At 67.6% G+C, this 21,728-nt stretch carries 23 protein-coding genes; 19 read left to right on the forward strand and 4 right to left on the reverse strand.

What is annotated here, in order from left to right:
• Window positions 1–84: 84 nt before the first annotated feature.
• The 3 genes from LK539_RS17330 to LK539_RS17340 all read left to right on the forward strand — a co-directional run bounded on the left by LK539_RS17330 (window position 85) and on the right by LK539_RS17340 (window position 2,205).
• On the forward strand, window positions 85–513 hold the full coding sequence (locus LK539_RS17330) for a VOC family protein (protein WP_227802300.1): 429 nt from the start codon (window positions 85–87) through the stop codon (window positions 511–513).
• Between the two features lie 47 nt (window positions 514–560).
• A complete protein-coding gene (locus LK539_RS17335) occupies window positions 561–1,394 on the forward strand; it encodes a metallophosphoesterase (protein WP_227802301.1) in 834 nt (277 codons plus the stop codon).
• A 115-nt stretch (window positions 1,395–1,509) separates the two neighbouring features.
• Window positions 1,510–2,205: a hypothetical protein gene (locus LK539_RS17340; protein ID WP_227802302.1), complete on the forward strand. Its 696-nt coding sequence runs from the start codon at window positions 1,510–1,512 to the stop codon at window positions 2,203–2,205.
• Here LK539_RS17340 and LK539_RS17345 read toward each other — a convergent pair.
• The 4 genes from LK539_RS17345 to LK539_RS17360 form a co-directional block, all read right to left on the reverse strand.
• Window positions 2,202–3,125 (reverse strand): DMT family transporter, encoded by a 924-nt coding sequence (locus LK539_RS17345; RefSeq protein ID WP_227802303.1) that lies wholly within the window; start codon window positions 3,123–3,125, stop codon window positions 2,202–2,204. The two genes, LK539_RS17340 and LK539_RS17345, sit on opposite strands and share 4 nt — an antisense overlap.
• 58 nt (window positions 3,126–3,183) lie before the next feature.
• Complete coding sequence (locus LK539_RS17350) at window positions 3,184–3,942, reverse strand: AraC family transcriptional regulator (RefSeq protein WP_227802304.1); 759 nt, start codon at window positions 3,940–3,942, stop codon at window positions 3,184–3,186.
• A gap of 10 nt (window positions 3,943–3,952) precedes the next feature.
• Window positions 3,953–4,717, reverse strand: a complete 765-nt coding sequence (gene fnr / locus LK539_RS17355) for a fumarate/nitrate reduction transcriptional regulator Fnr (protein WP_227802305.1) — start codon at window positions 4,715–4,717, stop codon at window positions 3,953–3,955.
• A 115-nt stretch (window positions 4,718–4,832) separates the two neighbouring features.
• Entirely contained in the window at window positions 4,833–6,488 is a 1,656-nt protein-coding gene (locus tag LK539_RS17360) for a hypothetical protein (protein WP_227802306.1), read from the reverse strand.
• A gap of 351 nt (window positions 6,489–6,839) precedes the next feature.
• Here LK539_RS17360 and LK539_RS17365 point away from each other — a divergent pair, with 351 nt between their 5' ends.
• The 16 genes from LK539_RS17365 (at window position 6,840) to LK539_RS17440 (ending at window position 21,711) form a co-directional block, all read left to right on the forward strand.
• The gene (locus LK539_RS17365) at window positions 6,840–8,309 is read left to right on the forward strand and encodes a cytochrome ubiquinol oxidase subunit I (RefSeq protein WP_227802307.1); all 1,470 of its coding nucleotides are present in this window, start codon (window positions 6,840–6,842) and stop codon (window positions 8,307–8,309) included.
• Window positions 8,310–8,312: 3 nt separating this feature from the next.
• Window positions 8,313–9,320, forward strand: a complete 1,008-nt coding sequence (cydB, locus tag LK539_RS17370) for a cytochrome d ubiquinol oxidase subunit II (protein ID WP_227802308.1) — start codon at window positions 8,313–8,315, stop codon at window positions 9,318–9,320.
• Window positions 9,321–9,339: 19 nt separating this feature from the next.
• Entirely contained in the window at window positions 9,340–9,465 is a 126-nt protein-coding gene (locus tag LK539_RS17375; RefSeq protein WP_227802309.1) for a DUF2474 family protein, read from the forward strand.
• Window positions 9,466–9,561: 96 nt separating this feature from the next.
• Entirely contained in the window at window positions 9,562–10,227 is a 666-nt protein-coding gene (locus LK539_RS17380; RefSeq protein ID WP_227802310.1) for a molecular chaperone TorD family protein, read from the forward strand.
• A 40-nt stretch (window positions 10,228–10,267) separates the two neighbouring features.
• Entirely contained in the window at window positions 10,268–10,525 is a 258-nt protein-coding gene (locus LK539_RS17385) for a twin-arginine translocation signal domain-containing protein (RefSeq protein WP_227802311.1), read from the forward strand.
• A 31-nt stretch (window positions 10,526–10,556) separates the two neighbouring features.
• Window positions 10,557–13,376, forward strand: a complete 2,820-nt coding sequence (locus LK539_RS17390; protein WP_227802312.1) for a formate dehydrogenase subunit alpha — start codon at window positions 10,557–10,559, stop codon at window positions 13,374–13,376.
• A gap of 32 nt (window positions 13,377–13,408) precedes the next feature.
• The gene (fdh3B, locus tag LK539_RS17395; protein ID WP_227802313.1) at window positions 13,409–14,092 is read left to right on the forward strand and encodes a formate dehydrogenase FDH3 subunit beta; all 684 of its coding nucleotides are present in this window, start codon (window positions 13,409–13,411) and stop codon (window positions 14,090–14,092) included.
• Window positions 14,089–14,316 (forward strand): hypothetical protein, encoded by a 228-nt coding sequence (locus tag LK539_RS17400; protein WP_227802314.1) that lies wholly within the window; start codon window positions 14,089–14,091, stop codon window positions 14,314–14,316. The genes fdh3B and LK539_RS17400 overlap by 4 nt, the downstream gene beginning before the upstream one ends.
• A 10-nt stretch (window positions 14,317–14,326) precedes the next feature.
• Window positions 14,327–15,418: a formate dehydrogenase subunit gamma gene (locus LK539_RS17405; RefSeq protein WP_227802315.1), complete on the forward strand. Its 1,092-nt coding sequence runs from the start codon at window positions 14,327–14,329 to the stop codon at window positions 15,416–15,418.
• Between the two features lie 8 nt (window positions 15,419–15,426).
• Complete coding sequence (locus LK539_RS17410) at window positions 15,427–15,873, forward strand: hypothetical protein (protein ID WP_227802316.1); 447 nt, start codon at window positions 15,427–15,429, stop codon at window positions 15,871–15,873.
• Complete coding sequence (locus LK539_RS17415; protein ID WP_227802317.1) at window positions 15,870–16,571, forward strand: hypothetical protein; 702 nt, start codon at window positions 15,870–15,872, stop codon at window positions 16,569–16,571. Before LK539_RS17410 ends, LK539_RS17415 begins: the two co-directional genes overlap by 4 nt.
• Complete coding sequence (locus LK539_RS17420; RefSeq protein WP_227802318.1) at window positions 16,568–17,014, forward strand: DUF3305 domain-containing protein; 447 nt, start codon at window positions 16,568–16,570, stop codon at window positions 17,012–17,014. The genes LK539_RS17415 and LK539_RS17420 overlap by 4 nt, the downstream gene beginning before the upstream one ends.
• Window positions 17,015–17,025: 11 nt before the next feature.
• On the forward strand, window positions 17,026–17,538 hold the full coding sequence (locus tag LK539_RS17425; RefSeq protein ID WP_227802319.1) for a DUF3306 domain-containing protein: 513 nt from the start codon (window positions 17,026–17,028) through the stop codon (window positions 17,536–17,538).
• Window positions 17,535–19,202: a 4Fe-4S binding protein gene (locus tag LK539_RS17430; protein WP_227802320.1), complete on the forward strand. Its 1,668-nt coding sequence runs from the start codon at window positions 17,535–17,537 to the stop codon at window positions 19,200–19,202. Before LK539_RS17425 ends, LK539_RS17430 begins: the two co-directional genes overlap by 4 nt.
• A gap of 105 nt (window positions 19,203–19,307) precedes the next feature.
• Complete coding sequence (locus LK539_RS17435; RefSeq protein ID WP_227802321.1) at window positions 19,308–20,987, forward strand: AMP-binding protein; 1,680 nt, start codon at window positions 19,308–19,310, stop codon at window positions 20,985–20,987.
• 511 nt (window positions 20,988–21,498) lie between these two features.
• A complete protein-coding gene (locus LK539_RS17440) occupies window positions 21,499–21,711 on the forward strand; it encodes a hypothetical protein (RefSeq protein WP_227802322.1) in 213 nt (70 codons plus the stop codon).
• Window positions 21,712–21,728: the final 17 nt, after the last annotated feature.

Here is a 21,728-nt window from a genome sequence, read left to right on the forward strand (position 1 = left end):
ACAAGCGTTGCCGGCACCCGGCTTTGGCTCTACACTGCTCGGTCACTGTCAGTATTTCATGAAGGTCTTTCACAGGAGAGCAGCATGGAAACACAGGAAATCTACCGTGGGCGACTCATCGACCACATCCAGCTGGTGGTGCGCGACCTCTCCGCATCGCGCAGGTTCTACACGGCCGTGTTCGAGGTGCTGGGCATTCCGCTCGGCGGCTCGGGTGACGATTACTTCTGGGCCGACGAGCTGTTCATCTCCAGCCGCGATAGCGAAGCGGCGCAAGGCGTGCTGACCGGACGCCACCACCTGGCCTTCCAGGCGCGTGACCGCAAGATGGTGAACGCCTTTTACTTTGCAGCGCTGGCCGCTGGCGGCCGGGACAACGGCCGTCCCGGCGAGCGCGCCTACCACCCGGGCTATTACGGCGCCTTCGTGCTCGACCCGGACGGCAACAACATCGAGGCGGTCTACCACGGCGAGGCGAAGGCCAGCGCACCCTACGTGCGCATCAGCTTCTAACAGGGGCGGCGCAGTGCGCGGCCGAAAGCCGCTATACTGCGCCGACCATGCGCATCCAGCTTTTCTCCGACCTGCACCTCGAACGCTACCCGCACTTCGTCCCGGACATCCGCGAGGATACCGATGTGATCATCCTGGCGGGCGACATCGGCTCCTACCAGCAGGGCTCGCGCCTGCTCGATCAGGACTTCGGTCTCCGACGCTTCTCGCCGCTGCGTCCCGGCGCCACGCGCGCCCGGGTGCTCTACATTCCCGGCAACCACGAATTCGACGGCCTCGAATACGAGCAGGCTTATGCCCGCCTGCAGGCTACCTGCGCGGACCTGGGCATCGAGTGGCTGGACCGCGAGACGCTGGTGATCGGGGACGTGCGCTTCATCGGCACCACCCTGTGGAGCGACTTCGATGCGCTGGCGGTGCAAGAAACGGACATCACCAAACAGCTGCAGCGGCGCGAGAAGGCCTTCCGCGCGGCCAACTACTACCTGGCGAAGAACACCACGCTGAAGAACGGCGAAAAGGTGCTGGCCGAGGGCATCCGCACGATGTCGCTCGATTGCCAGGACTGGCTGCGTGGCGCCCTGGCCGCTCCTTTCGCGGGCAAAACGGTGGTGGTGACCCATTTCGCACCGAGCCTGCAAAGCGCCGATCCGCGCTATGGCCTGACCCCTGGCACGGCGGGCTTCTGCAATGCGATGGATGCGCTGTTCCCCCGCGCCGACATCTGGATCCACGGCCACTTGCACTGCGCGAACGACTACGTGATGACGGGTAGCGAGGATGGCCGGCCCTGGTCTTGCCGCGTGGTGGCCAACCCGCTCGGCTACCTCAGCAAGGGCGAGCAGGAAGCCTTCCGGCCGGAGCTGGTGATCGAGCTCTAGGCAGGGAGCGCAGCGCGGTACCGGCAAGGCCGCGGGGTGCTACCTCGGCAATACGGCTCGCGGGAAGCGGAAGGCTGCGGCAGGATGCGCAGGTCCCGACTTTCATCGCCTCGCCATGACCCTGCTTTCGCGCCGCCTGTTTGCCATCCTGGCCCTGTGCCTGCTGCCCGCCTTCGCCCAGCCCGCACCGGACGTGCCGGCGCCCTTCGAGCGCCTGGTGCCCCCAGGCTTCGCCGATGGCCTGCTTCTCGTCGAGTTGAAGGCGCGCGACCGGGATGCGCCGCCGTGGCGCATGGTCGAATGGAGGCCAGGCGATGCAGCCACCCCGGCGCGGCGCGAGAAGGTCTCGGTGCGCGAAGCGATCAAGGCCATGTATCTTTATCCGGGCAGCGACTACTTCGCCAACGTCAAGATCGAGACCAGCATGCCAGGCATGTACGAGCAGGACAGGGCGCTCGTGATCGAGGCCCTGGAGCACAATGTGCGTCGCGACCGCGCACTCGTGGGCGCTTATCTCGCTGCCAATCCGGAGGCGGGCGCCAAGGTCTCTGCGCGCACGCCGCCGGGAAAGGACACCATCGCGTTCGAGCGCGAGACGGTGAACGGCATCGAGGTGGTCGGCTACACCGACAACGTGCTCGGGCTGAGGGGCGGCACCATCAGCCAGATCCACTTCTTCGTCCCCGCCCGCGAGACCATCGTCACCGCCTACCTGCTGAATCAGAAACGCACGAAGTTCAGGGACATCGACGAGTTCCTGCGCCTGCGCGCCGCCTTCATCCAGGGATATACCGCTTACCTGGCGCGCTAGTTGCGATGGGCGGCGGCGCAGGACGCCACGCCGGCCAGCAGGAGCAGCAGCGCGGCGGCTTCCATTCCGTTCGGCCAGCGCCCCTCCCACAGGAATCCGTACAGCGAAGCGAACACGGTTTCGAACACGATCATCTGTCCCATCAGCGCCATCGGCAGCGCGCGGCTGGCGTAATTCCACAGGGCGTTGCCGACCACCGAGCAGAAGATGCCGACGGCGCTCACGACGCCGAGGAAGTGCAGCCACTCGGCCCCGCTGTGCGCGGCCGCGCCGGGCTGGAAGGCCGGCACCGCCAGCAGCAGCGCCTGGGCGCCCGTCATCACTCCCATCAGCAGGCTCCACTCCTGGCTGGAGACGCCTTGCAGGCGCGCCAGCCAGCGCCGGTTCACCACGGCGTAGATCGTCCACGACACCAGCGCGCCGAGCGCGCACAGCAGGCCCAGGCCCGAGCCGCCCGCCGCCCGCAGCGCATCCCAGCTGATACAGGCCAGCCCGGCGCCGCCCAGCAGCAGCGAGGGCGCCAGGCGCCGCAGCGGCACGGCGCCATGCTCGCGCAAGCCGGCCAGGGTGACGGCGAGCGGCAGCAGGCCGATCACGATCGAGGTCATGGCCACGCCGCCCGACTGCACGGCCTGGGCCACGAACAGGTAGTACACGATGTTGCCGAGCAGGCTGAGCCCCGCCAGGCCGCGCCAGTCGGCCCAGCTCAGGCTGCGCACCAGGCGTGGCCAGGAACGCGCGATCAGCACGGCCGCCACGATGCCGTAGGCGAGATAGCGTCCGGCCGACAGCTGCAGCGGCGAAAAGCCGGGCGTGAGTTCGGGCGCGAGGAAGACCAGTCCCCAGAAGGCGCCGGCGGTGATGCCGGCGCCGATGCCGAGCTGGGCCTGGCTGGATGTGGTGTGAATCTGCGACAGCATGGCAATCTCCTTTGATGGGAGATTGTCGGCGCCGCGCCGGGTGAAAGCTTGACCGGGTCTACTGCGTTTTTGACCCGGTCTCGCGCCGTGCGCGGCGGTAGGCGGCGGGCGTGGTGTCCATGGCGCGGCGCATGGCGCGGGTGAGGGCGCTTTGCTCGGAAAAGCCGGCCGCCAGCGCGATCTCGGCTACCGGGCGCTCCGTGCCGGCCAGCCAGTCGCAGGCGCGCTGCAGGCGGCAGCGCAGCAGCCAGTCATGCGGTGTGCTGTCGTGCTCTTCGCGGAACAGGGCGTGCAGGCGGCTGACGCTGACGCCGGCCGTGCGCGCCATGCTGTCGGTGCTCCAGGGCAGGCCGGGCTCGGCCTCGATGCGCGCCAGGAGGGCGGCCAGGCGCGAGGCCGGCTGGCCGGCGCCGAGGGTCAGGGTGTCGAGCAGCAGCGGCGTCCAGCCCTGCAGCACCGACGGGGCAGGCGTCCCGCCGGCGGCCAGGATGCCCATGAACTCGACCAGCTTGCGCGCCGCCGGGCCGATGGCAGTAAAGGGGCGTTCAAGCAGTTGCTGCCAGGGCCCCTGTTCGAAGCCGGGCATGCCGACGTCGAGGATCAGCGAGCGGTTGGCAACGGACGAGTATTGCGAATGCCAGGCGCCGGGCGCCACGAATGCGGCGTGCAGGGGATCGAGCCGTCCAAAGCGCCCCTCGATCTCCAGCGCCACTTCGCCGCTGACCGGCAGCACCACCTGGGCAAAGCTGTGGCGGTCCGCTTCGCGGCTCTCGCCATAGCTGCGCACATGCAGGTCGAGCAGGGGCGCGCTTGCCATGGGGCCCGCCTCAGCCCATCGGGCTGCAAACGTCGGTTCCGGCCGCCAGCGCCTTGAGCTTGGCCGGGTCGAGCAGGGTGACTTCGCGCTTGTCGACCTGCAGCCAGCCCTGTTTCTTGAAGCGCGACAGCAGGCGGCTGACGCTTTCGATGGTGAGACCGAGGTAGTTGCCGATGTCTTCGCGCGACATGCGCAGCTGGAAGCTGTTGGGCGAGTAGCCACGGGCCGCGTAGCGCGCCGACAGGTTCACCAGGAACACGGCGAAGCGCTGCTCGGCGCGCATATTGCCGAGCAAAAGCATGACGTTCTGCTCGCGCGTGATTTCCTGGCTCATGATGCGGTGGAAGTGGCGCAGCAGGGCCGGCACCTGGCCGAACAGTTCTTCCAGGCGCGAGAACGGGATCTCGCACACCTCGCTATCCTCGAGCGCCACGGCGTCGCAGTGATGGGTGCCGCTGATCGCGTCCATGCCCAGCAGTTCGCCGGCCATCTGGAAGCCGGTGATCTGGGCTTCGCCCGCGGCGTTCACCTGGTAGGTCTTGAAGTGGCCGAAGCGCACCGCGTACAGGTTGCGGAAAGGTTCGCCCATCGCATACAGGCGCTCGTCGCGCACCAGGCGCCGGCGCCGGCCGATGATCTGGTCGAGGCGGTTGATGTCGGCGTCCTCGAGCCCCATGGGCAGGCACAACTGGTGCATGCTGCAGGCGCTGCAGCTGGCCTTGATGACCTGCAGGTTGATGGGCGACTCGCCCGGCATCGACATCGGTTGGTTCATGGCGCAAAACGGAATGCTGATGGGTCCATTATAGACCGCTGTCCAGCTCAGGGCATTCCATTTTCCAAAAGCAATACTGCCGGGGCATGGCCCCGGCAGTCGTACTACGGAAGCATTATAGGTGATGGCGCTGTTCCGTCTTTATCCGGTAATACTCCTTGCGGCCTTGGCGCAGCACGGTGTCCGCGATCTGCGCGGCTTCGCCGGCTGCCTGGTTGACCGAGGCAAAGGCGTTCGGGTCGCGCTGGAGCGCATCGACGGTCCGGCGTGCTTCCTCGGTGCCGGCCAGCGCCAGGCCGAAGGTCGCGGACACGGCCAGCTCGGACGCCAGCGTCTCGAGGCTCGGCGCCACCACGTCCTGGCCGGCCTTGGCCGCCAGGGCCTTCTCCGCGCCCGCCTGCGGCGCGGCCAGCGAGCGCGCCAGTGCGATGTCGCTCGCGACCCTGGCCAGGAAGTCCACCGCCAGCTTGCTGCCCGAGCGGTTGGCCAGGTCGCCCAGGCGCAGGAGGGCGGCGTTCTTGGCGTTGAACACGGCGCGCCCGGCGCGCGTGCTGTGCACGAAGTCGATCAGCGGCTGGGCGGCGATCTCGCTGCCGATGTAGCCGAGGGTGGCCACGATCTGCGGCAGGAATTCTTCGTGCTTCTCCGGCTCGCCCACCAGCCAGTCGAGCAGCTTGCCCGCATCGGCTTCGCCGTACTGCGAGGCCAGTTCGTAGGGCACGCCCTCGATCCAGTGCTGCGATACGAAGTCGCGCACATCGAGCGGCGCCTTCATGTCGCCCAGGTCGCAGTTACAGCCGCTCGCCGCGAGCACCTTGCCGGTGACGGCGGCGGGGCCGGCCAGGTAGGCCGAGGACTCGGCGGCATTGACCACATTGTGGTCCACCCCGACCGACGGGTACATCACCGCGCGCGGGTCGTCGGTGCGGTGCGGCAGGCCGCAGTTGTGGCCGTACTCGTGCACCCAGATCAGGCCTTCCTGGTCGGCGGTGAAGCGCACCGCGGCCACGTTCACCGTGGTGCTGCCGACCGGCGCGCAGCCAATGATGTTGTCGCCGGGGCCGCCGCACCAGCGGATCGCCTGCACGATCTTGACGCCGGAACCGGCGCTCAGCAGCGCGTTCAGGTCGGCCGCCGTCTGGATGGTGCCCGGGACCGTGGCCGGCAGCAGCCGCACCGCGCCGTTGCGGACGAACTGGACCGGGGTGGCGACGTCCGGACCGGTATCGTCGCGCTGCAGGATGGTGCCCATGTCGGCCAGGATGCGGTCGGCCTCGGCGTCGCTCAAGGCGACGCTGCTGTGGCGGTGCACCGTCACCGATACCGAGCGCGGGCCGCTGGGCACCGGGTTGACGACCAGGTAATCGACGTAGAGGGCTATGTCCGAACTCCACTCGATATTGACCCAGATATCGACGCCGCCGGCGCGCGGCGCCACGTTGTGCACTGTGTAGCGGGCCGAGCCGATGAACTTGCCGGCGTCCGGGCCGCCGGCGGCGCCTTCGCCGATGGCGACGAAGACCTGGGAACGGGCGTTGACTTCCGACCAGTTCAGGCGCAGCACCCACTGGCCGCGCCGTGCGCCCCAGTTGTGGCGGTAGGTGAAGCCGTTGCCCTGCAGTGCGGGCTGCACCTTGCCCGGGTCCGCCTGGACGTCGGCCTTGGCCTCGGCGTAGGGCGCCTGGTTGGCCGAGGAGGGCGGCGCATCGGCGCTCCAGGGGCGGTCGAGGGTAAGGGCTGCGTCCCGGTCGAGACGGTCATTTGGCGACATGCTGTTCTCCTTGTGCTCAGGGGTTGACGACGAGGTCATCGACGTAGAGCGCGATGTCGCTGCTCCATGCGATGTTCACCCGGATATCGAGCTGCCGGGCCCGAATCGTCAGCCAATATAGACGAGCACAAGCGGTCGCCAGAGGCGATCTGAGCGGTCATTAATATGGATCAGTGGACTCCGGTTTTCTGACGGCGTGAAAGATTTTGGAAGTGAAACATGGCCTGCTGTACCGCCGTCACAGTCCGGCCATTTAATCGCCCTCGCCAAGCGTGCGCACCCGGCGCCCGTGCTAGATTCTGGACACGGCACTGGCATAGAGGACGCAGTACAACGACCACAGGAGAGCGCATGTTCGGTTTGTCGGCTTTGGATCTGGCGCGCGTGCAATTCGCGTTCACGATGTCTTTCCACATCCTGTTTCCGGCCATAACCATCGGCATGGCGAGCTACCTGGCGGTGCTCGAACTGTGCTGGCTGCGCACCGGGCGCCAGGTCTACGTCGACCTCTACCACTACTGGCTCAAGATCTTCGCCGTGTGCTTCGGCATGGGGGTGGTGTCCGGCATCGTGATGGCCTACCAGATCGGCACCAACTGGAGCTACCTGTCCGAATTCGCCGGCAGCATCATGGGACCGATCCTCTCCTACGAGGTGCTGACCGCCTTCTTCCTCGAAGCCGGCTTCCTGGGCGTGATGCTGTTCGGCTGGAACCGGGTGGGCCCCGGCCTGCACTTCGCCGCCACCTGCGCGGTCGCTGTCGGCACCCTGATCTCGGCCACCTGGATCCTGGCCGCCAACAGCTGGATGCAGACCCCGCAGGGCTATGCCATCGAGGGCGGGCGCATGGTCCCGGCCGACTGGCTGGCGATCGTCTTCAACCCCTCCTTCCCCTACCGTTTGCTGCACATGGTGATCGCGGCCTACCTCAGCACCGCCCTGATCGTCGGCGCCTCCGGGGCCTGGCAGCTCCTGAAGGGACGCGACAACCCGGCGGTGCGCAAGATGCTGTCGATGGCCATGTGGATGATCCTGCTGGTCGCGCCGATCCAGGCGGTGGTCGGCGATTTCCACGGGCTGAACACCCTCAAGCACCAGCCGGCCAAGCTGGCGGCGATGGAAGGGCACTGGCAGAACGAGGGCGAGCGCGCGATTCCGCTGCTGCTGTTCGGCATCCCCGACATGGAAGAAGAGCGCACCAAGTACGCGGTCGGCATTCCCCACCTGGGCAGCCTGATCCTCACCCACAGCTGGACCGGCCAGATCCCGGGCCTGAAGGAGTTCCCGCGCGAAGACCGGCCGAACTCGCTGATCGTGTTCTGGAGCTTCCGCCTGATGGTCGGCCTGGGCCTGCTCATGATCGCGCTCGGGGCCTGGAGCCTGTGGCTCAGGCGTGGCGGGCGAATATGGCACCAGCGCCTGTTCCTGCGCTTCGCCCTGTTGATGGGGCCGGCGGGGCTGGTCGCCATCCTGGCCGGCTGGACCACCACCGAGGTGGGGCGCCAGCCCTGGGTCGTGTACGGGGTGCTGCGCACGGCCGATGCGGTCTCGCCGCACGGCGCAGCCGCGCTGGCGCTGACCCTGGCCCTGTTCGTGGTGGCCTATATGTTCGTGTTCGGCACCGGCACCGTCTACCTGCTGCGCATGATGCGCAAGGGTCCGCAGCGCTTCGAGCTGAACCGTCCGCCGCAGGGCGGGCCGGGCGAGGAGCGCACGCCGATGCGGCCGCTGTCGGCAGCCGACGTGGCGAATGACGACAATGTGGACGACGAACCCGGCCCGGAAGGACCTGGGCAGGACGACGGCAAACGGGGGAGCTAGGCCATGGGCATCGACACCACCGTCATCTGGGCGGTCATCATCTTCTTCGCCGTCTTCATGTACGTGCTGCTGGACGGCTTCGACCTGGGCATCGGCCTGCTGTTTCCGTTCACGCCGAGAAAGCGCGACCGCGACGCCATGATGAACACCGTCGCGCCGGTCTGGGACGGCAACGAGACCTGGCTGGTGCTGGGCGGGGAAGGGCTGCTGGCGGCTTTCCCGATTGCCTATTCGATCATCCTGTCGGGCCTGTACCTGCCGCTGATCTTCATGCTGGTCGGCCTGGTGTTCCGAGGCGTGGCCTTCGAATTCCGCTTCAAGGCCAAGGAACATGAGCGCCACCTGTGGGACAAGGCCTTCATCGGCGGCTCGGTGGTGGCAAGCTTCTTCCAGGGCGTGGCGCTGGGCGCCTTCCTGGACGGGATCACGGTGTCGGGCCGCAGCTATGCCGGCGGGCCGCTCGACTGGATCGCGCCTTTCCCGCTGCTGGCCGGCGTCGGCGTGATGATCGCCTATACCCTGCTGGGCGCCACCTGGCTGGTGATGAAGACCGAAGGCGAGCTGCAGGCGCGCATGGTGCAGGTGGCGCGGCCCTTCGCCCTGATGCTGCTCGCGGCCATCGTCATCGTCAGCATCTGGACCCCACTGCGCGACCCGGCGGTGGCCGACCGCTGGTTCAGCTTCCCCAACATCGTGCTGCTGGCGCCGGTGCCGGTACTGGTGCTGGTCTTCATCGTACTGCTGCTGCGCTCGCTCACGCGCGATCCGCACCGGGTGCCCTTCGTGGCGGCGCTGGCCCTGATCTTCCTGGGCTACTCCGGCATGGCGATCAGCATCTGGCCGCACATCGTGCCGCCCGCGATCTCGATCTGGGAAGCGGCGTCGCCCCCGGCCAGCCAGGGCTTCGCGCTGGTCGGCACCCTGTTCATCCTGCCCATCATCCTGATGTACACCGGCTGGTCCTACTGGGTCTTCCGGGGCAAGGTCAAGGCCGATGCGGGGTACCACTGAAATGGCCACGCGGCGTCGCGTGACGCGCCGTGAGTGGATGCGGCGGCTCGGCTGGATGGCCGCCCTGTGGCTGGGCGGCGTGTTTACCCTGGCGGCGGTGGCCTACGTGATACGGGTGCTGATGCAGGCGCTGGGGATGCGCTAGCGGCGCCGCCCGGGAAGCGGCCCGACCAACCGTGCGCGGCATGGCGCTATGGAGGAATACACTTCTTATAAGCTTTGTTAACAGGAGTGCAGCACCGTGTCCCTTCCAGAGGCGCCCCAGATCGACCGTCCTTCCGCTTCCGCCGCGCCCGTCGCAGTACCGCTTCCGCTGTCCGGCGAGGACCAGGCGCGCGCCGACCTGTACGCCTTGCTGTCGCGCCTGCTGCTGGCGGCGCCCGATAGCGCGCTGCTGGATGCCCTGGCGCATGCCGACCCCATCCTCTCCGAAGGGGGCGATCCGGCGCTGGAACAAAGCTGGGAAGCCTTGACGCTGGCCTCCGGCGTCATGGACCCGGAGGCGGTCGCCGAGGAATTCGACACGCTCTTCGTCAGCGTCGGCACGCCGCCGGTCAATCCCTACGGTTCACGCTACCTGTCCGGCTTCATGAACGATACCCCGCTGGCCGAACTGCGCGCCGACCTGGCGCGCTTCGGCATCGGGCGCGTGCGCGGCGTCGGCGAGTTCGAAGACCACCTGGGCGCCCTGTGCGAGACCATGCGCGTCCTGATCACCGGCGCGCCTGGCATCGCGCGCCAGCCGATCGAGCGCCAGCAGGCCTTCTTCGAGGTCCACATCGCGCCCTGGTACGAACGCTGCCTGGCCGATATCGGGGGAGCGGAAGGATCGAATTACTACCGGCTGGTCGCACGGCTGGCCGGCGCCTTCCTCGCGATCGAAGCACAAGCCTTCGTGGTCGGGTAAGCGCTCGAAGAGACACCGGTTTAACCAAAGAGGCACAGGCATGGAACAGCTACCGCAAGGGAATCACCAGGAACAGAACGTGACACGGGAAGCCGGTCAACCGGGCCACGGGGTGCCGGACAAAACGCGGCGCAGCTTCCTGAAAGCCGCGCCATTGGGCGCACTGGCCGTGGTCACCGGCAGCGCCCAGGCCGAGGAGGCGCCGGCCGCCGCGCCGGCGCCCAAGCCGGAAGCGAAGCGCGGCTACCACGAGACCGAGCACATCCGCCGTTACTACCAGACCGCCGCCTACTGGTGACGGTACCCATCAGCACAATCGGAGAGCCAGCATGTCCCTTGTGAAGACCGTCCGCGACAGCGGACTCAAACGGCGCCGCTTCCTGGTCGGCGCGGGCGTCGCCGCCGGCGCCGGCGCCCTGGCCCGCCAGCTGCCGCTGAACGTGATCGAACCGGCCAAGGCGGACCAGGCCCCCGGCGCCCCGGTCCCCACCGAAATCAAGCGCACCGTCTGCAGCCACTGCTCGGTGGGCTGCTCGGTGGACGCGGTGGTGGCCAACGGCGTCTGGGTGCGCCAGGAGGCGGCTTTCGACTCCCCGATCAACATGGGTGCGCACTGCGCCAAGGGCGCCTCGGTGCGCGAGCACGCTTTCGGCGAGCACCGCCTGCGCTACCCGATGAAGCTGGTGAACGGCAAGTACCAGCGCATCTCCTGGGACCAGGCCATCAACGAGATCGGCGACAAGCTGATCGAGATGCGCCAGAAGTCCGGCCCGGATTCGCTGATGGTGATCGGCTCGTCCAAGCACAACAACGAACAGGCTTACCTGCTGCGCAAATGGGTCTCGTTCTGGGGCTCGAACAACTGCGACCACCAGGCCCGTATCTGCCACTCGACCACGGTCGCCGGCGTAGCCCAGACCTTCGGCTACGGCGCGATGACGAACTCCTTTAACGACTTGCACCACAGCAAGGCGGTGATGTTCATCGGCTCGAATCCAGCCGAAGCCCACCCGATCTCGATGCTGCACTTCCTGCACGCCAAGGAGCTGGGCGCGAAGATGATCGTCATCGACCCGCGCTTCACCCGCACCGCGCGCTTTGCCCACCACTATGTGCGGGTGCGCCCGGGCACGGACATCCCGCTGGTGTGGGGCATCCTGTGGCACATCTTCCAGAACGGCTGGGAAGACAAGGAATACATCGCTCAGCGCACCTATGGCATGGACGACGTGCGCAAGGAAGTCGCCAAATGGACGCCGGACAAGGTCTCGGACATCACCGGCGTGCCGGAAGCCTCCGTACGGCTGGCCGCCGAGATGCTGGCCAAGAACAAGCCGTCGTCGGTGGTTTGGTGCATGGGCATCACCCAGCACCACGTCGGCACCGCTAACGTGCGTGCGCTCTCGATCCTGCAATTGGCGCTGGGTAACATCGGCATCCCGGGCGGCGGCGCTAACATCTACCGCGGCCACGACAACGTGCAGGGCGCCACCGACGTCGGTCCCAACGGCGACTCGCTGCCGGGCTACTACGGCATTGCCGAAGGCGCCTGGAAGCACTTCGCCAACGTCTGGGGCGTGGACTACAACTGGATCCTGTCGCGCTTCGGCTCCAAGGAGCTGATGGAAAAGCCGGGCATCACGGTGTCGCGTTGGTTCGACGCGGTCAACGAAGACAACAAGTACATCGACCAGCCGAGCAACCTGCGCGCGGTGTTCTACTGGGGCCACGCCCCGAACAGCCAGGTGCGCCTGCCGGACATGAAGGCGGCCATGCAGAAGCTCGACATGCTGGTGGTGATCGACCCCTATCCGAGCATGACGGCCTCGATGCACGGCCGCACCGACGGCGTCTACCTGCTGCCGGCCGCGTCGCAGTTCGAGACCCAGGGTTCGTGCACGGCTTCGAACCGCTCGATCCAGTGGCGCGAACGGGTCATCATGCCCTTGTTCGAGTGCAAGACCGACCACGAGATCATGTACCTGTTCGCCAAGAAGTTCGGCTTCCATAACGAACTGTGCAAGAACATCAAGGTCGTGATGAACGAACCGGTCGTCGAGGACATCCTGCGCGAGATCAACCGCTCCTGCTGGACCATCGGCTACACCGGTTGCTCGCCGGAACGCCTGAAACTCCACATGGAGAACAAGCACACCTTCAACCCGACCACCATGCGCGCCGACGACGGTCCCTGCAAGGGCGACTACTACGGCCTGCCGTGGCCGTGCTGGGGCACGCCCGAGCTGAAGCACCCCGGCACGCCGATCCTGTACGACATCAACAAGTCGGTGGCCGAGGGCGGCCTGCCGTTCCGCGCCAACTGGGGCGTCGAGCACAACGGCGTGTCGCTGCTGGCGGCGGACGGCTCGACCAACAAGGACAGCCAGCTCGACACCGGCTACCCGGAATTCGACCATGTCTTCCTTAAGAAGCTCGGCTGGTGGGCCGAGCTCACGCCGCAGGAACAGGCCATGGCCGAGGGCAAGAACTGGAAGACCGACCTGTCGGGCGGGATCATCCGGGTCGTGATCGCCCACGGCTGCGCGCCCTTCGGCAATGCACGGGCGCGCTGCAACGTGTGGAACTTCCCGGACCCGGTGCCGACCCACCGCGAACCGCTGGCCTCGCCGCGGCGCGACCTGGTCGCCAAGTACCCGACCTACGACGACAAGGCCAATTTCTGGCGCCTGCCGACCCTGTACAAGTCGGTGCAGGACGTCGATTACTCGAAGGATTTCCCGCTGATCATGACCTCCGGCCGCCTGGTCGAGTACGAGGGCGGTGGCGAGGAAACCCGCTCCAACCCTTGGCTGGCCGAGCTGCAGCAGAACATGTTCGTCGAGATCAACCCGCGCGACGCGGCCCAGATCAAGGCGAAGGTCGGCGACTACGTGTGGGTCGAGACCCCGACCGGCGCGCGCCTGAAGATGATGGCGATGGTCACCGAGCGGGTGCCGATCGGCCTGGTCTGGGCACCCTTCCACTTTGGCGGCTGGTGGATGGGCGAAGACCTCGAGCGTCATTACCCCGAGGGCGGCGCGCCGACCGTGCGCGGCGAGGCCATCAACACGGCCTGGACCTATGGTTACGACGCCGTGACGATGATGCAGGAAACCAAGGTATCGCTGTGCCGGGTCGTCAAGGCTTGAAGCACGCTTAGAGAACAGCAGAGGAGGGTGGCATGGCTGCGAGGATGAAATTTATTTGCGATACAGAGCGCTGCATCGACTGCAACGGCTGCGTAACCGCATGCAAGAACGAACACGAACTGGCCTGGGGCATCAACCGGCGCCGCGTGGTGACCATCAACGACGGCATTCCGGGCGAGCGCTCGGTGTCGGTGGCCTGCATGCACTGCACCGACGCCCCCTGCCTGGCGGTGTGCCCGACCAATTGCATCTACCACACCGAGGATGGCATCGTCCTGCACAGCAAGGACCAGTGCATCGGCTGCGGCTACTGCTACTACGCCTGTCCGTTCGGGGCGCCGCAGTTCCCGGAGACCGGCATCTTCAACCACCGCGGCAAGATGGACAAGTGCACCTTCTGCGCCGGCGGCCCGGAACCGGACACCTCGGAAGCGGAATTCAAGAAATACGGCCGCAACCGCATCGCCGAAGGCAAGCTGCCGGCCTGCGCCGAGATGTGCGGCACCAAGGCCCTGCTGGGCGGCGAAGCCGAGCAGATCGCCGACATCTACCGCCAGCGCGTCGAGACCCGTGGCTACGGCCCTGAACTGTGGGGCTGGAAGATCGCCTACGGCCGCCCGAAACGCGGCGGCGAAGTCAAGGCCAAGGGCGACCTGCCGCGTGTCAACCAGAACATCGGCGACGTGCAGAACGAGCCAGGGAGGTTCCCGCAATGAACAAGCTCCGCTCTCATCTGCGTTACCTGGTACTGGCGCTGCCCGTGCTACTGGCCGGCTGCCTCGAAGTCGACCAGCATCCCGAATGGCTGCACGGCCAGTATGCCGGCAAGGAAGACAATCGCCATTTCCAGACCCGCTTCCACAACGACCGCCTGGCCTGGTCGGCCACGATCCAGAACCGCGGCATGAAGCAGAACGAGTACAACCGGGCCAACCCGTAAGGAGCCGACGATGCGAACCACATCCATGCGCATCACGCTGGCCCTGATCGCCGCCCTCGTACTGGCCCTGCTGCTGCCTTCCGCCTGGGCCGGGGTGCCCAACAAGAAAGCCGAGCCGGCGTATGCCGAAGAGCAGACCATGCTCCAGATCGAAGGCGACTCGGTGGTGCCCGAGCCGGGCTTCACCAACCCGTCTTCCGGCCGGGTCCACATGGACCGCCACTTCCTCGGCCAGTACGGCGCCACCGAGGCCAACGTCATCGTCCAGCGCGGCGGCAACACCTGGCGCCACCTGCGCAACGGGCCGCTGGCAACCATTGCCGGCTTCATCCTGCTCGGTGTGCCGCTCCTGATCTTCATCTTCTACAACACGATCGGTCCGGCGCGCGAAGAGCCCGCCTCGGGACGCCGCATCAAACGCTTCACCAACTGGGAGCGCAAGGTGCACTGGGCCACGGCCTACAGCTTCATTGCGCTGGCGATCACCGGCATCATCATCATGTACGGCAAGAAGATCATGCTGCCCTGGATGGGGCACGACCTGTTCTCATGGGTCGCCATCATCTCCAAGTACCTGCACAACTTCGTGGGGCCGCTGTTCATCATCTGCTCGGTGCTGATGTTCATTACTTTTGTGCGCCGTAACTTCTTCAACCGCGTCGACTGGCAATGGGTGAAGCAGGGTGGCGGCCTGGTGTCGCACAAGCACGTGCCGGCCGGCTTCTTCAATGCCGGCGAAAAGGCCTGGTTCTGGCTCGGCGTGACGCTGCTGGGCATCGTCATGTCGATCACCGGCCTGATCCTGGACTTCGTCACCTTCGGCCAGACCCGCTGGGTGCTGCAGGTGGCCAACTACCTGCATATCGCCGGCGCCGCTTTCTACATCGCCGCCGCCATGGGCCACATCTACATCGGCACCTGGGGCACGCCAGGCGCCTACCAGGCCATGCGCGAAGGCACGGTGGACGAGAACTGGGCCGCGGCGCACCATGCCTTGTGGTACGAGCAGGTCCAGAACGGCAGCGCCACCGACCCGGCGAACCGGCCCCACCCGGACAGCGCGCCGGTGCGGCCGACGCCGCGTCCCGGCCCGGCGCATTGAGGAGCACCATGAAAGCATCGACCATCCTGATTTCCGCCATGGCGCTCGCCGTGCTGGCCGGCTGCGACCGCGGCCGCAACCCGAGTGTGGGCGGCATCGAACAGACCAAGTATCCGGGCCAGGTCTCGGCCGGCGGGCGCACCAGCGGCGCCATCATCGCCAGCACCGCCAAGCCCGTGACCGACGCCACCTATGCCGGCGGCACCCCGGGTATCGCGGGCGGGTCCGGTGGCACCACCTCGGGCGCCGCCACCGGCGGCACCGTCCAGGAAACCGGGCAGGGTCCGACCTCGGGCGTGACGCCGCCGTCCGGCGCCCAGCCGGGCACCCAGACCCAGCCGGGCGACCATGGCCGCACCGTGGCCCCGGCCCCGGGCAGCGTGGAAGCCCCGGCCGCCACCAATACCGCCCCGCAGGGCGCTGCGGCGCCCGGCACACTGGGAGCCAAGCAATGAACAGGCACATCCGACTCAGCTGCCTGCTGGCCGCCATGCTGGCCGGCAGCGCATCTTCCCAGGCCGCGCTGCCCAAGCCGGCCTTGACGCCCGCCCAGCAGCAGGAAGCCGCCGCCAAGAAGGCGGCCGCCGACGCCAAGGCGGCAAAGGAAAAAGAAGCGCTGATGGCGTCGATGGACGCCCTCAGCAACCGCTGGCGCGCTCAGGCTCCCGCCAAGGGCTGGCGCATCAACCCGCCGGTGGCGATCGCCGCCGCGCCGGCCGCGGCGCCGGCCGGGGCGAATGCGGCCTCGGTCGGCACGCCGCCCCCGGGTGCGGCCGGCATTGCCGGCGCCGGCACCATGGCGCCGGGCGCCGTCGCGAATCCGGTGCAGCCCGGCGCAGCCGCCCCAGGCGCGGCGCGCGCCGCCGCCTCAGCAGGGATGGTGCCGCCGGGCGTCACGCCGCCGAACGCCGGCATGCCGGCCGCGGCGCCGGCCAATGCCGCGCCAGGTTCGGCTGCGGCGGCGCCCGCCACCGGCGCCGCGCCGCACAGCCGCCAGGCGCTGAACGCCGCGAATGTCCCGATCAAGAGCGAGAAGCTGGGCACCGCGGCGCCCAGCGAAGACGTCAAGAAGGGGCCGACGAAAGCCGTGCCGAAAGGGGTCGCGCCGGCGGTGGAGAAGGAACACACCCCCAAGACGGCGAACAAGCAATGAAGATGGGCAGCATGCCGATCGCGGTGATCATGCAGCGGCGCACCGTGCAGCACCGCTGGGCCGACGAGGCCTGGGAGGCGGTGGGCGTCGTGCCGGACCGCGGCGAACTGCCGCGCCTGCAGGTGCTCAGCAGCAGTCCTGAGCGCGACTACTACCTCGTCTCCGGCCTCGAGCTCGAGCTGTACACCGACGAGAACGACGGCTACTACGAGAACTGCATCGCGCCCGAGTCCAAGGTCTTCGTGCTGTGGCGCATGGAGGAGGGCAAGGCGATCCCGGTGCGCGCCTCGGTCAGCTATGTCGAGGGCACCCGCATGTTCGACTCGGGCGAGCAGGCGGACGGCGTGACGATGCCGGCCGAGATCTATGCCTGGGTGGCCGGCTACCTGCGCGAGCATTACCAGCCCAAGGCGGGACGCCGCCGCGGGCGCGAGCACGGATGAGCGGAGCCGCGATGTCGGAAGAAGGATTCCTGCGGCGCTGGTCGCGCCTGAAATCGACCGGAGGCGAAGCCGAGCCGGCGCCACCCGCAGCTGTACCGGTGGCGGTACCGGAGCCGGTGGCCGCCGGGCCGGAGTCCGAAGCGACGCCGTCGGCGCCCTTGCCGACCATGGACGACGTGGCCCGACTCACCCCCGACGCCGACTTCTCGGCCTTTGTCGCGAAAGGCGTCGACAAGTCCGTGCAGCGCCTGGCCCTGAAGAAGCTGTTCACCGATCCGCACTTCAACGCGATCGACGGCCTCGACATGTACATGAACGATTACAACAAGGCGGCACCGCTCCCGCCCGGCATGCTCGCTTCGCTCAAGCATGCGCCGGGCGTGCTGTCCCGGCTGTTCGAAGAGCAGCCGGAGCATCCGGAGGCTGCAGTAGCCCGGGAGCTGGCCGCTGAGCAGGCTGCCGAGCAGGGCACGGAGCCGGCGACCGGGCAGGTGCCGCCGTCCACACAACAAGGGAACGCATGAACATCCGCTTTACCGACACACCCCCGATCGACCCGGTCCAGGAAGGCCGCAATGCAGACGCCCGCAGCGCCGCCATCCTGGCCGTGGACGCCATTCCCGTATTCGAACCCACGGTCACGGTCGACTACCGTTCCAGCGGCCGTACCCTGGTGGTCGGCTCCGCCGAGCAGGCGCTGCCCTGGGCCGACCGATTGGCCACTGCGCTGCCGGTCACTGTCCTGCTGCTCGACAGCCAGGACACGATGCCGGTGCGCCCCTATCCGGTGCACGTGGCGCGCACGGTTGCCGTGGCCGGCTGGCTGGGCGCCTTCGAGGCGCGCTGGCAGGCGCCCGGGCAGCCGGTCCAGCAGGGCCGCTACGACCTGGTGCTCGACCTCAGCCCGAGCCGCCTGATCGCCAGCCACCAGCGCCCGCACGGCTATTACGCACCCGGCTACGACGAGGCGGCGCGCGCCCACGCCGTGGAGACCATGCTCGACATGGTCGGCGACTTCGAAAAGCCCAAGTATTTCTCGTACAAGGAACGCACCTGCGCCCACGGCCGCAACGGGCAAAAGGGATGCAGCGCCTGCATCGAGATCTGCTCGGCCCAGGCCATCATGGACGACGGCGACAAGATCAAGGTCAATCCCTACCTGTGCGCCGGCTGCGGCGCCTGCTCCACCGTCTGCCCGACCGGCGCCATCAGCTACGCCTTCCCGCCGGCTTCGCTCACCGGCAAGCGCATGCAGGCGGCGCTGCGTTCCTACCGCGAGGCGGGCGGGGAGCAGCCGGTGTTCCTGCTGCACGACCCGGAACAGGGCGCCGCACTGATTTCGCGGCTCGGCGACACCGTCCCCGGACGCGTCATTCCGCTGGCGCTGCAGCACACCGCCTCGACCGGCATCGACGTCTGGTTTGCCGCCGTCGCCTATGGCGCGGCCGGCGTGGCAATCCTCCTGACCGGCCAGGAGGCGCCGCAGTACGTGGCCGCGCTCGACCAGCAGATGGAGATCGCCCAGGCGGTGCTGGATGGCCTGGGCTACCAAGGCCCGCACTTCCAGCTGCTGCGCGTGGGCGCGCCGGAAGAACTGGCGGTGGCCCTGCGCCATGCGCCGCGCGGCGCCGTGCCGCTGGAGCCCGCGCTGTTCCACCTGGCGAACGACAAGCGCAACAGCCTCGACTACGCGCTCGAGCACCTGCACCGGCATGCGCCGCAACAACCAGAGCAGGTGGCGCTGCCGCCTGGTGCCCCCTTCGGCGCCATCGAGGTGAACAAATCGGCCTGCAGCCTGTGCATGTCCTGCGTCGGCGCCTGCCCGGCGGCCGCGCTGCAGGACGGGCAGGGCGCACCGCTGCTGCGCTTCATCGAGAAGAACTGCGTGCAGTGCGGCCTGTGCGCTGCTACCTGTCCGGAGAACGCGATCACGCTCGTGCCGCGCCTCTCCTTCATGGAGTCGCGGGGCCAGGCCGTCGTGCTCAACCAGTCCCAGCCCTTCCACTGCATCCGCTGCGACAAGCCCTTCGGCACGCTGCAGATGGTGGAGAACATGCTGGGACGCCTGGCCTCGCACCCGGCCTTCAGCGGGCACCTCGACCGCCTGCGCATGTGCGGCGACTGCCGCGTGATCGACATGATGGAGCCCCAGGGGGAGATGCGGGTGACGGCCCTGCGCCGCGACTGATGACAAGGGTGCCCACGGGCGCCCGAACGGTGGCAAAATGGTCAGGACAACAAGGAAGGCGCCGCCACGGCGGCCGCCCCGTCCAACACGCGACCAGGAGACCCCATGACCCCGACCCAGCGCTTCATCCAGGCACGCGACTTCCTGCTGCAGCACCGCCTCGACTACGACACCGCCTACGCAGGCTACCAGCCGCCCCAGCTGGATGCCTTCAACTGGGCGCTCGACTACTTCGACCAGATGGCAAAGGACAACCACGCGCCGGCGCTGTGGGTGGTCGAAGAGGACGGTTCGGAGCAGAAGATCTCGTTCGCCGACATGGCTTCGCGTTCCTGCCAGGTGGCCGAATACCTGCGCCTGTGCGGGGTCAACCGCGGCGACCGCGTGCTCCTGATGCTGCCGAACCGGGTCGAGCTGTGGGAAATCATGCTGGCCGGGATCAAGCTCGGCGCCGTGCTGGTGCCGACCACCATGCTGGTCTCCGGCGCCGACCTGCAGGACCGGCTCGAGCGCGGCCGCGTGAAGCACGTGATCGCGCAGGCTTCCGAGGCGGCCAAGTTCGAGGGCATGGCAGGCAGCTTCACCCGGATCGCCGTGGGCGGCAAGCCGGACGGTTGGCGCGATTATGCGGCTAGCCACGACGTGCTGTCGGTGTTCACGCCGGAAGGCGAGACCCGCGCCACTGACCCGCTGCTCCTCTACTTCACCTCCGGCACCACGGCCAAGCCCAAGCTGGTGCTGCACAGCCACCAGAGCTATCCCGTCGGCCACCTGTCGACCATGTACTGGATCGGCCTGCAGCCGGGCGACGTCCACTGGAACATCTCTTCGCCGGGCTGGGCCAAGCATGCCTGGAGCTGCTTCTTCGCGCCCTGGAATGCGGGCGCCACCATCTTCGTCTATAACTACGAGCGCTTCTCAAGCAAGGCGGCGCTCGATACCATTACCCGCTGCGGCGTGACCTCGCTGTGCGCGCCGCCGACCGTGTGGCGCATGATGATCAAGGAAGACTTGAAGAGCTGGCGTCCGCCGCTGCGCGAACTGGTGGGCGCCGGCGAACCGCTGAACCCCGAAGTGATCGAGCAGGTGGAACGGGCCTGGGGCATCCGCATCCGCGACGGCTTCGGCCAGTCGGAAAGCACCTGCCAGATCGGGAATTCGCCCGGCCAGCCGATCAAGCCAGGTTCGATGGGCCGGCCGCTGCCCGGCTACCGGGTGGCGCTGCTGGACATCGACGACCAGCCTGCAAGCGAGGGCGAGATCGCGCTGTCCCTCAGTCCGGCCCCGCTGGGACTGATGATGTGCTATGAAGGCGACGAGGAAAAGACGGCAAGCGTCATGCGCGCCGGCCACTACCACACGGGCGACACCGCCACCGTCGACGAAGACGGCTACTACTTCTACGTCGGCCGCAATGACGACGTGTTCAAGTCCTCCGACTACCGCATCAGCCCCTTCGAGCTCGAAAGCGTGCTGATCGAGCACGCGGACGTGCTGGAAGCGGCGATCGTGCCCAGTCCCGATCCGCTGCGGCTGTCGGTGCCCAAGGCCTTCATCACGCTGCGCCAGGGCGTCCTGCCTTCGCGCGAGGTGGCGGCCTCGCTGTTCGCCTTTGCGCGCGAGCGCCTGGCGCCCTACAAGCGCATCCGCCGCATCGAGTTCCGCGAACTGCCCAAGACCATCTCGGGCAAGATCCGGCGCGTCGAGCTGCGCAAGGAAGAAGCGGGGCGCACGGATCAGGCCGGCGAGGGCCTTGAATACCGCGAGGAAGACTTCGCGGGCTAGGCCCGGGTTGACGAAAAAAACAGGTGGGCTATACTGGCCATGACTCCACCTCATGACTACACCAGGCATGCGCTGCATTTCTCCCTTCGGTACCGGCATTTCCTCGAGCGTGCGCGCAGCGCGCGCCGGGGCCGATGCCGCCGCCGCGCGCTGCCCCCATGTTCCACTCTCGCTCGGGCTGAGCGTCTTCCACGCTCGTCTCGCGCAACGTTCGACGCGCGATCTCGCCTGCCTTCACTAGGCTCGGCGAGAACCATCCGGTTCTCCCGAGCCCCATCCACAAGCATTGCTTGACGTGCCGCGGCAACCTCCGCGGCCCATGATCCATTCTTGTTGACCAGCCTGGCGTCGGGCTGGGAAAGGCATGCCATGTGCACTACCACCACAATCAGCCAGCATGACCTGGCTGTCCTGACACGCCTCCTGCAGGCTAGTACGACAGCCGCATCCCGGCCGCCAGGGCGCCAACAATGAACGGCGCCTGGCCACCTGAAGAAGCAAAGGAGAAAGCATGAAACGCAATCGAATCGAGTTGATGGAAACCGACGCCGCCCTGCAGGTGCGGCGGCGCATGGCGGCGCGCGGAAAGCGCCGCCTCGTGAAGCGCATCCTGGAACGCAATGCGCAGTGGCGGCGCGTGGTCGCCGGGGCCATGGCAGCCGGGACGGCGGCGCTGCTGGCCAGCCTGGCAGTACTGGGCGAGGCCGCGGCCATGATGGCGTAGAACGGGGAGGGACGATG

The organism is Massilia sp. IC2-476, assembly GCF_020707295.1.
GTDB lineage: Bacteria > Pseudomonadota > Gammaproteobacteria > Burkholderiales > Burkholderiaceae_D > Telluria.

Coding starts and splice junctions, on each gene's coding strand:
- fnr (WP_227802305.1), bottom strand. CDS start 4,717: ATGAACCAACCGATGTCGATGCCGGGCGAGTCGCCCATCAACCTGCAG.
- LK539_RS17340 (WP_227802302.1), top strand. CDS start 1,510: ATGACCCTGCTTTCGCGCCGCCTGTTTGCCATCCTGGCCCTGTGCCTG.
- LK539_RS17330 (WP_227802300.1), top strand. CDS start 85: ATGGAAACACAGGAAATCTACCGTGGGCGACTCATCGACCACATCCAG.
- LK539_RS17345 (WP_227802303.1), bottom strand. CDS start 3,125: ATGCTGTCGCAGATTCACACCACATCCAGCCAGGCCCAGCTCGGCATC.
- LK539_RS17350 (WP_227802304.1), bottom strand. CDS start 3,942: ATGGCAAGCGCGCCCCTGCTCGACCTGCATGTGCGCAGCTATGGCGAG.
- LK539_RS17405 (WP_227802315.1), top strand. CDS start 14,327: ATGCGAACCACATCCATGCGCATCACGCTGGCCCTGATCGCCGCCCTC.
- LK539_RS17425 (WP_227802319.1), top strand. CDS start 17,026: ATGTCGGAAGAAGGATTCCTGCGGCGCTGGTCGCGCCTGAAATCGACC.
- LK539_RS17440 (WP_227802322.1), top strand. CDS start 21,499: ATGAAACGCAATCGAATCGAGTTGATGGAAACCGACGCCGCCCTGCAG.
- LK539_RS17365 (WP_227802307.1), top strand. CDS start 6,840: ATGTTCGGTTTGTCGGCTTTGGATCTGGCGCGCGTGCAATTCGCGTTC.
- LK539_RS17360 (WP_227802306.1), bottom strand. CDS start 6,488: ATGTCGCCAAATGACCGTCTCGACCGGGACGCAGCCCTTACCCTCGAC.
- LK539_RS17410 (WP_227802316.1), top strand. CDS start 15,427: ATGAAAGCATCGACCATCCTGATTTCCGCCATGGCGCTCGCCGTGCTG.
- LK539_RS17430 (WP_227802320.1), top strand. CDS start 17,535: ATGAACATCCGCTTTACCGACACACCCCCGATCGACCCGGTCCAGGAA.
- LK539_RS17385 (WP_227802311.1), top strand. CDS start 10,268: ATGGAACAGCTACCGCAAGGGAATCACCAGGAACAGAACGTGACACGG.
- cydB (WP_227802308.1), top strand. CDS start 8,313: ATGGGCATCGACACCACCGTCATCTGGGCGGTCATCATCTTCTTCGCC.
- LK539_RS17420 (WP_227802318.1), top strand. CDS start 16,568: ATGAAGATGGGCAGCATGCCGATCGCGGTGATCATGCAGCGGCGCACC.
- LK539_RS17335 (WP_227802301.1), top strand. CDS start 561: ATGCGCATCCAGCTTTTCTCCGACCTGCACCTCGAACGCTACCCGCAC.
- LK539_RS17415 (WP_227802317.1), top strand. CDS start 15,870: ATGAACAGGCACATCCGACTCAGCTGCCTGCTGGCCGCCATGCTGGCC.
- LK539_RS17390 (WP_227802312.1), top strand. CDS start 10,557: ATGTCCCTTGTGAAGACCGTCCGCGACAGCGGACTCAAACGGCGCCGC.
- fdh3B (WP_227802313.1), top strand. CDS start 13,409: ATGGCTGCGAGGATGAAATTTATTTGCGATACAGAGCGCTGCATCGAC.
- LK539_RS17435 (WP_227802321.1), top strand. CDS start 19,308: ATGACCCCGACCCAGCGCTTCATCCAGGCACGCGACTTCCTGCTGCAG.
- LK539_RS17400 (WP_227802314.1), top strand. CDS start 14,089: ATGAACAAGCTCCGCTCTCATCTGCGTTACCTGGTACTGGCGCTGCCC.